Source organism: Rhizobium hidalgonense, from assembly GCF_002914525.1.
Lineage (GTDB): Bacteria > Pseudomonadota > Alphaproteobacteria > Rhizobiales > Rhizobiaceae > Rhizobium > Rhizobium hidalgonense.
Genome location: NZ_LODW01000044.1, coordinates 164628 through 171505, shown reverse-complemented (window position 1 = coordinate 171505; position 6878 = coordinate 164628). Strand labels below are relative to the sequence as shown.

The window sequence follows — 6878 nt, the reverse complement described above, 5'->3', positions numbered from 1 at the left end:
GGTCAACGTGGCCGATCGTGCCGATGTTGACGTGCGGCTTGTTGCGCTCAAACTTACTCTTTGCCATTTGAATGCTTCCTGTGAACGAAATTGTGGGCCCCGGCGAACCGGTTTAGTGCCGCCGTTTAAGGCTTTCGGCGAAATTGCGCAAGACTTAATTGCAGACGCCAATCTTGGTGTGACAGCGCATATGGGGGACAATTCGCCGGCTGCAAGGCGATTCGCCGGCATGCGGGGGAAAATCACTGAAATCCTTGGAGAAAATCGCGTGGACTGCGAGAGATGAGGCACGGGCGGCCAGGGCTGGAACGCACTCTTCCGTCAGTCGAGAGCCGCTTGCGAAACATCGACCTGCGGAATTATCGCGGCAGCGTCGGGCGCATAAACGGGCTTCGGAGAACTGGAGCGGGTAGCGGGAATCGAACCCGCGTATTCAGCTTGGAAGGCTGCTGCTCTACCATTGAGCTATACCCGCGGGGTGGTCCGATCCGATGACGAATGGTGGAGAGAGTTGGATTTGAACCAACGTAGGCTGAGCCAACGGATTTACAGTCCGTCCCCTTTAACCACTCGGGCATCTCTCCAGTTTTTCGTCCGGATCTAGAAGACCAAGTTTGTCAGACTTTGAAGCGTTGCCGCCCGTCGTCTGCGCCGCGTATATGACCGGAGCATTTCAGTCTGTCAACACGACAACAACGGAAAAAACACGAAAAATTTCATTCTCCGCCGAAAGCCGGCATATGAAAGAAAGCCTATGCGGCGGCGAGCGCCATGGCTATAAAGCCGCATGAGCAAAGACAAAAAACCCGGCGGCAAGGCCGCGACAGACCCATCGGCCAAGGACACGCATTACGCCACGCTGCGGCGCGCGCATCGCGACGCCAAGCGCGAACGCGGCGAAATTCCGACACCTCAGCCGCAGAAACGCAGGCGCGGGGCTGAGGACTGGAAACCGCCGGCGCTGGCGCCTGACCAGGTGCATCTCTACGGCCTGCATACGGTGCGCGCCGCCCTCGACAATCCCGAGCGCAAGAAGATCAAGCTCTTCGTGACGCAGAACGCCCTGGCGCGGCTCGAAGTCGACGCCGAAACGCTCGGAATCCCCTTCGAGATTGTCTCGCCGCAGGATATCGACAAGGTGCTCGGCCCCGAGGCGATCCATCAGGGCGTCATGCTGGAAACGCGACCGCTGCCGGTGCGCCGTCTCGAAGCACTGAAGGACAGCCCTCTCCTGCTCGTCCTCGACCAGGTCACCGATCCCCACAATGTCGGCGCGATCATGCGCTCGGCCGTCGCCTTCAATTGCGGCGCCGTTATCACTACTCAGAGACATAGCCCAACCGAGTCAGGCGTCCTCGCCAAGTCCGCCTCCGGCGCGCTGGAACTGATACCTTATATACAGGTGACCAATCTCGCCGATGCACTCGGTGAACTGCACAAGCTCGGCTTCTCCACCATCGGCCTCGATTCGGAGGGGCCTGCGGCGCTCGAAGGCACGTTTTCGGGCAAGAAAGTGGCGCTGGTGCTCGGCTCCGAGGGCAAGGGTCTTCGCCAGAAGACGCGGGAAACCGTCAACGCACTTGCCCGTCTCGACATGCCGGGCGCGATCAAATCGCTGAACGTCTCGAATGCGGCGGCGATCGCGCTTTATGCGGCGCGGCTTTACCTGAAGGCATAGGCTGGTCCGCAGGCGGGCCGCGACAAAGGGGAACTGTCATGATCCGTTTCGTCTTTCGGCTCGCGGCTACCGCAGCCGCCCTGCTCGCCTGCGGTCTGGCGTACGGACAGGATATCGATCCCGATATCCTCAAAGCGCAGGCAGGAACCTATCTCGTCGCGCCCGAAGACGGGCGCACGGGATGCAGGATGACGCTCGAAACCGACATGGCGATCGGCGGTTATTCGATTTCCGGGCAGGACGCCTGCGCCAAGCCGTTGCCGGCCCTCGCGGAAGCCTCTTCGTGGAATTTCGACGGCAATGGCGGCCTCATCCTGATCGATCCGACGCGCAAAGTGATCGCCCGTTTCGTCGAAAACGAAGGCTCGCCGATGAAGACTGAGGACGGCAAGCTGTTCCTGCTGAGCGCGGCACCCGACGGCGTCGATCACCTGCCGACCGTCAACAGCCTTGCCGGGCCGTGGACAATGCAACGGCCGGACGGCGAAAGGCTTTGCGGCGTAACGCTCGGCAGCAATGTCGGGACGGACGGCAATGCGCCATTGTCACTTTCCGGTGACTGCGCCGCCAATGTCGCCAAGCTCAAGCTTGCGGTCTGGCATATCGAGGGTTTCGGGCTGACGCTGATGGGCGGTGACGGTTCATCCCTTAGCTTCGACATGCGCGCGGACGGCAATTTCGACAAATCGAAGCAGGAAGGCGGCAAGCCGCTTTCGCTCGTGCGTCGCTGATTCTCCGTCAGTCGGGCCTCCCGCAAGTGGTCGGGCCATCCATCGGCCGGCGCGTCGTATCGCCAGCCGCGTAGGCCAATTCGATGGGGTAGACGATAACGCTCGGCAGTTTCTCAATTTCGCTTGCGTGATCGGGGCTGCGTTTGATTTCCGCCTTATAGGCTGCGGCGCAATCAGGCAGTTGGGTCAGTGACAGGCCGGTATCGGCGGTAATCGCCTTCGCGCAGTCGGCCTCCTTCAGGTAGAGCGAGCAGGATGCCGTGTAGACGCGACGAAAATGAACGGTCAGCTCCCCCTTCCCGCTGCTGATCACGGCAAAGTCCTCGCCCTCAAACGAATCGTCAAGCAGCCGCTCGCCCGTCGCCGCATCGTAGACGACGAAGGGCAGCCCGCCGTTCCATCCATCCGCGGCACGGAAAAAGACGAAACCACCGCTGACGCCCATGAGATAGCCGGCGGTATCGTCCTCGATCACCCGCTCGCGCCCGCCGGCGCGCTCACAGGGCGCTTCGGCTGCAAGCAGCGCCAGTTTTTCGGCGCCGACCTCACCGAGATCGACCTCCTTGACCATGAAGGCGGGATAGCGGCTGCAGGTGATCTTCGGCTTTGCATCGGGATTGAGCTCATCCTTCGGCAGAGTGACGACATCCACTTTTATCGGCTTGTCGAAAGCTGCTGGGTCTGAAGAGGCTCCGGCGACGCAGACGAATGCCGCGACAATGACCGATGTTATAACCGTCCGTTTCATCGCGTCCGTCCCCAATTGTTTCAGGCATCCCTGACACAGTTCAAGCCGGTGCGACAGATGGAAAACGAATGCCGGCGATAGCCGCGCAAGGCACGACGGATGCCGGAGAAATTCGATTTTGCCTTGGAAAGACCTCCTGGAGCATTATGATCGGGCGATGACCGATCGCAACGACCGGTCGGAAGCAAGAAGGAACGATCCCCATCATGGCTATTCGACCGCTGATTTTCGGTATCCTCTTCATCGCGGTCTTCGTCGGGATCATTCTCAGCATCATCTGGGTGGACACGTCTCATCCCATCCACCAGCCCGATCCCCTGTCGCCGACGGCGCCCGGCCCCGCGACGCCGGGAACGGTGCAATAGGCTGATAGGAACGCCGGCGGCAATCGCGCGTTAATCCCCACTGAATGAGGATTGAACGCCTATGCGCATAATGATTGCCGTCGTCGCCTTCATGGTCGTTTCCGTGCTCAGCATCGCAATCCTATCGCCCTCCGGCGCCGGCCAGACCGGCAATGGCAGCAGGATCGAGGCGAGCGTCAACGAGCCCGTCGCTCATTGAAAAATGGCCCGGATGATCCGGGCCGTTCCTCTCAGCTACGATCAGCTGCGATAGAGCCAGAAAGGCATATCGCGATTGCGATGGCGCCACTCGCGCCGTTCCTGCCAACGCTCTGCACGCCACCGCCGCCAGCGGCGGTCATCGTCGCGCCAGTCGGACCGGCGCCAATCGCCCTCGTCGCGCCAGCCACGGTCGTCACGCCAGCCACGGTCGTCACGATAGTCCCGGTCGCGATCATGGCGCCAGCCATCGCGGATTTGAATGATATCGCCCTGCGCCGAGACCGCAGGCCGGTCGGCCGGCATGGCGGCGGCCGGTGCGACGGACGCGAAAGCCGCACCGGCAGAAAGGGTTGCGGCGAGAAAGAGATGTGCGAGCCTCATGGCAGTTTCCTCATTGATGATGAGGCGAAGATAAGTTCGCACGGCTGAATTGGCGCTGAAGCAGCCCTTCAGACAAGGTTCATCAAACGATACGTGATGGCTGGAAAGATCTGCCGGCGCGATCGAGCGCATCGAATCGAGATCATGGTCTGGACGAGCGGTACCGCGCGGAAAAAATGGTGCCCCCGGCAGGGTTCGAACCCGCGACCCCCTGATTACAAATCAGGTGCTCTACCAACTGAGCTACAAGGGCAATAGGTGCCCAACTAGCAGATTCTATGATTCTGTAAAGGAAAATTCGTGTCTGTGCGGACGGGTCGGCTGCCGCTCAAACGCTTGGTTGGAGAAAACGTCCTTGTCGCACCAGCACTTTATCCGTTAGCTAGAGCAGCTTCACAAAGGGCATTGCATGGGCCGTTCATTTCAGACTCTTTCCTTTATCGCCTCACCGACGACGGAGGCGCTCGCCGCGCGCGAGGAGTTGATTCGTATCTATGGCGATGTGCCGGCTGACGATGCCGATGTCATCGTCGCGCTCGGCGGCGATGGTTTCATGCTGCAGACGCTGCACAACACCATGAATTCCGGCAAGCTGGTCTACGGCATGAACCGCGGCTCGGTCGGCTTCCTGATGAACGACTATCGCAGCGAACAGCTTCAGGAGCGCATCTGCCTCGCCGTCGAAAACGTCTTCCGGCCATTGCAGATGACGACGGCCAATGCCGACGGCACCAACTCGACGGCGCTCGCCATCAATGAGGTCTATCTTTTCCGCCAGTCCTATCAGGCGGCGAACCTGAAGGTGACGGTGGACGGACGCGTGCGCCTGGAGGAGCTGATCTGCGACGGGCTGATGGTGGCGACCCCTGCCGGGTCGACGGCCTATAATCTTTCCGCCCATGGCCCGATCCTGCCGCTCGAGGCGCCGCTGCTCGCCATGACGCCGGTCAGCGCTTTCCGGCCGCGGCGCTGGCGGGGCGCTCTGCTGCCGAACAAGGTGACCGTCGACATCGATGTGCTCGAGCCGGTGAAGCGGCCGGTAAATGCGGTGGCCGACAATACCGAGGTCAAATCGGTGCTGCATGTCCGCATTGCCCAGTCGGAACATATGACGGCACGCATTCTTTCCGATCCCGACCGTTCCTGGTCCGACCGTATTCTCGCCGAGCAGTTCAAGGATTGAGACGATGGCCGTGCGACGGATATTGATGACCACGGTTTTTTTCATCGGATGGTCGGCCGCAGCCTTTCCCGCGCACGATGACATCCTGCCGGCATCGGTGATTTTCGCGACCAGCACCGGCTATTGGGAGGATGACGGCAACGCCCCTGATGTCGAGCGGGCGCCGACAGGCGCCGAGCCCGTTGCCAACCCCGAAGGAAAGCGCACGCAGCGCCACGGCTACTACAAGCTCTTTGCCGTAAGACAGCCAGACAGGACCTCGAAGGTCTATCTGCAGCAGGTCGCCCAGACCGAGACCGGTCCGGCGATCGCTTCTACCGTCGAACTGCAGGAGATCAGCGACCTCAAGCCTTACATTACCGATATACGCCCGGAAAATTCGAACGGCATCATCAAGGAGCCGGGGCTATTCGCGACGATCTATCTGAAGACCGATCCCCAGGCCGAGCCGGATGGCTGGACCGTGCTGATCGATGAATTCGGCGACATCACCGTCGAGAAAGCGACGAATTGAACCACGGGGAAGCGTTCGGGAAAGAGTGGAAGAGATGAAACTCGGCTTCCGCGATGGCGTGCTTTACGACAAAAACAGGTCGAACTGGGACGCAAACGGTCCCAGACCCATCAGCTGGTCGCTGTGGTATCCCGCTGCCGATGAGGCGCGGGAAAGCGATGCAACGGAAAGAAGCTGGTTCAAGAAGGCCGCCATCGCCCGCAACGCACCCATCCGGCCGGATCTCCTGCCCCATCCCCTCGTCCTGTTGTCACATGGCACCGGCGGATCCGCGGCCGGACTGGAGTGGCTGGCGCGACGGCTCGCCGAGCGCGGATTTGCAGCGCTCGGCGTCAACCATCACGGCAATACCGGCAACGAGCCCTATCGCGCCGAAGGCTTCGCCTGCCTTTGGGAGCGGGCGCCGGATCTAAGCTTTATGCTCGACCACAGCGATGACTGGCTCGGTGATCTCTCCTGTTCTATCGATATGACCCGCGTGTTCGCCGCCGGATTTTCGGCCGGCGCCTATAGCGTGATGCTGCTTCTTGGCGCTGTCGCCCAGTTTTCGCAATTCGAACCATCAAGGATGAAGTCGGGTGGGGCGCGCGGACCAAGGGAATTTCCCGATCTTGCCGACCATATCCCCACCTTGCTTCGCAGCAGCGATGTGTTTCGCGATTCATGGTCGCGGATGTCGAAGTCCTACCGGGACGACAGAATCAAGGCTGCGCTCCTGTGCGCGCCGGGCCGGTCCGTTCTCGGTTTCAGCGAGGAAAGCCTGAAAGCCGTCGACGCGCCCGCCCTCATTCTCGTCGGCGATGCCGACAGGGCGGCGCCGGCCGAGGAATGTTCGGCATGGCTGCATGCGCGGCTCCGGCGCGGTTCTCTTAGCATCTTCGGCGGCGGGCTTGGACATTATGTCTTCGTGCCGGAGGGCACCGCACTCGGCCTCGCCTTTGCCGCAGAGCTCTTTACCGATCCCCCGGGCGTCGAGCGCGCAGCCATTCATGACGAGATTGCCGATCTGTCGGCAGCGCTGTTCCAGGACAGCACCGTCGAAGCGATCGCCTGAGCATAAAAAAGCCCCGTCTCCGG

General features: G+C 61.1%; 10 protein-coding genes, 3 tRNA genes and 1 pseudogene. 8 read left to right on the top strand and 6 right to left on the bottom strand.

Features of this window, described 5'->3' with window-relative positions; translation table 11 throughout:
• The 3 genes and pseudogenes from ATY29_RS37265 to ATY29_RS07165 form a co-directional block, all read right to left on the bottom strand.
• Positions 1–67: pseudogene (locus tag ATY29_RS37265) on the bottom strand (GTP-binding protein); the annotation flags it as partial.
• A 334-nt stretch (positions 68–401) separates the two neighbouring features.
• Positions 402–475: transfer RNA gene (locus ATY29_RS07170), tRNA-Gly, on the bottom strand.
• Between the two features lie 24 nt (positions 476–499).
• Positions 500–584, bottom strand: a tRNA-Tyr gene (locus ATY29_RS07165).
• Between the two features lie 30 nt (positions 585–614).
• Between ATY29_RS07165 and ATY29_RS36775 the strand changes: the two genes are divergently transcribed.
• The 3 genes from ATY29_RS36775 to ATY29_RS07155 are packed head-to-tail and all read left to right on the top strand — an operon-like array spanning position 615 to position 2409.
• On the top strand, positions 615–791 hold the full coding sequence (locus ATY29_RS36775) for a hypothetical protein (protein WP_155256623.1): 177 nt from the start codon (positions 615–617) through the stop codon (positions 789–791).
• Complete coding sequence (gene rlmB, locus ATY29_RS07160) at positions 788–1678, top strand: 23S rRNA (guanosine(2251)-2'-O)-methyltransferase RlmB (protein ID WP_003573831.1); 891 nt, start codon at positions 788–790, stop codon at positions 1676–1678. Before ATY29_RS36775 ends, rlmB begins: the two co-directional genes overlap by 4 nt.
• A 38-nt stretch (positions 1679–1716) precedes the next feature.
• On the top strand, positions 1717–2409 hold the full coding sequence (locus ATY29_RS07155; RefSeq protein WP_003573833.1) for an AprI/Inh family metalloprotease inhibitor: 693 nt from the start codon (positions 1717–1719) through the stop codon (positions 2407–2409).
• A gap of 7 nt (positions 2410–2416) precedes the next feature.
• Here ATY29_RS07155 and ATY29_RS07150 read toward each other — a convergent pair whose 3' ends face one another.
• A complete protein-coding gene (locus tag ATY29_RS07150; protein ID WP_003573835.1) occupies positions 2417–3157 on the bottom strand; it encodes a hypothetical protein in 741 nt (246 codons plus the stop codon).
• A 206-nt stretch (positions 3158–3363) separates the two neighbouring features.
• Here ATY29_RS07150 and ATY29_RS36770 point away from each other — a divergent pair, with 206 nt between their 5' ends.
• On the top strand, positions 3364–3522 hold the full coding sequence (locus tag ATY29_RS36770; protein WP_003578649.1) for a hypothetical protein: 159 nt from the start codon (positions 3364–3366) through the stop codon (positions 3520–3522).
• A gap of 61 nt (positions 3523–3583) precedes the next feature.
• On the top strand, positions 3584–3721 hold the full coding sequence (locus ATY29_RS36765) for a hypothetical protein (RefSeq protein ID WP_003573837.1): 138 nt from the start codon (positions 3584–3586) through the stop codon (positions 3719–3721).
• Positions 3722–3762: 41 nt separating this feature from the next.
• Here ATY29_RS36765 and ATY29_RS07145 read toward each other — a convergent pair whose 3' ends face one another.
• Both ATY29_RS07145 and ATY29_RS07140 read right to left on the bottom strand, forming a co-directional pair.
• Positions 3763–4176 (bottom strand): hypothetical protein, encoded by a 414-nt coding sequence (locus tag ATY29_RS07145; protein WP_172643070.1) that lies wholly within the window; start codon positions 4174–4176, stop codon positions 3763–3765.
• Positions 4177–4281: 105 nt separating this feature from the next.
• A tRNA-Thr gene (locus ATY29_RS07140) sits at positions 4282–4357 on the bottom strand.
• Positions 4358–4513: 156 nt separating this feature from the next.
• Here ATY29_RS07140 and ATY29_RS07135 point away from each other — a divergent pair.
• From ATY29_RS07135 to ATY29_RS07125, 3 genes are read left to right on the top strand one after another with little or no spacing between them, the layout of a single operon-like run.
• Entirely contained in the window at positions 4514–5287 is a 774-nt protein-coding gene (locus tag ATY29_RS07135) for an NAD kinase (RefSeq protein WP_003573842.1), read from the top strand.
• Between the two features lie 4 nt (positions 5288–5291).
• The gene (locus ATY29_RS07130) at positions 5292–5801 is read left to right on the top strand and encodes a hypothetical protein (protein ID WP_097535638.1); all 510 of its coding nucleotides are present in this window, start codon (positions 5292–5294) and stop codon (positions 5799–5801) included.
• 34 nt (positions 5802–5835) lie between these two features.
• Complete coding sequence (locus ATY29_RS07125; RefSeq protein ID WP_003573846.1) at positions 5836–6855, top strand: alpha/beta hydrolase family protein; 1020 nt, start codon at positions 5836–5838, stop codon at positions 6853–6855.
• Positions 6856–6878: the final 23 nt, after the last annotated feature.

Excerpts from the sequence above, each read along its gene's own strand:
- ATY29_RS07130 (WP_097535638.1), top strand. The coding sequence starts at position 5,292 with ATGGCCGTGCGACGGATATTGATGACCACGGTTTTTTTCATCGGATGG.
- ATY29_RS07135 (WP_003573842.1), top strand. The coding sequence starts at position 4,514 with ATGGGCCGTTCATTTCAGACTCTTTCCTTTATCGCCTCACCGACGACG.
- ATY29_RS07155 (WP_003573833.1), top strand. The coding sequence starts at position 1,717 with ATGATCCGTTTCGTCTTTCGGCTCGCGGCTACCGCAGCCGCCCTGCTC.
- ATY29_RS36770 (WP_003578649.1), top strand. The coding sequence starts at position 3,364 with ATGGCTATTCGACCGCTGATTTTCGGTATCCTCTTCATCGCGGTCTTC.
- ATY29_RS07125 (WP_003573846.1), top strand. The coding sequence starts at position 5,836 with ATGAAACTCGGCTTCCGCGATGGCGTGCTTTACGACAAAAACAGGTCG.
- rlmB (WP_003573831.1), top strand. The coding sequence starts at position 788 with ATGAGCAAAGACAAAAAACCCGGCGGCAAGGCCGCGACAGACCCATCG.
- ATY29_RS07150 (WP_003573835.1), bottom strand. The coding sequence starts at position 3,157 with ATGAAACGGACGGTTATAACATCGGTCATTGTCGCGGCATTCGTCTGC.
- ATY29_RS36765 (WP_003573837.1), top strand. The coding sequence starts at position 3,584 with ATGCGCATAATGATTGCCGTCGTCGCCTTCATGGTCGTTTCCGTGCTC.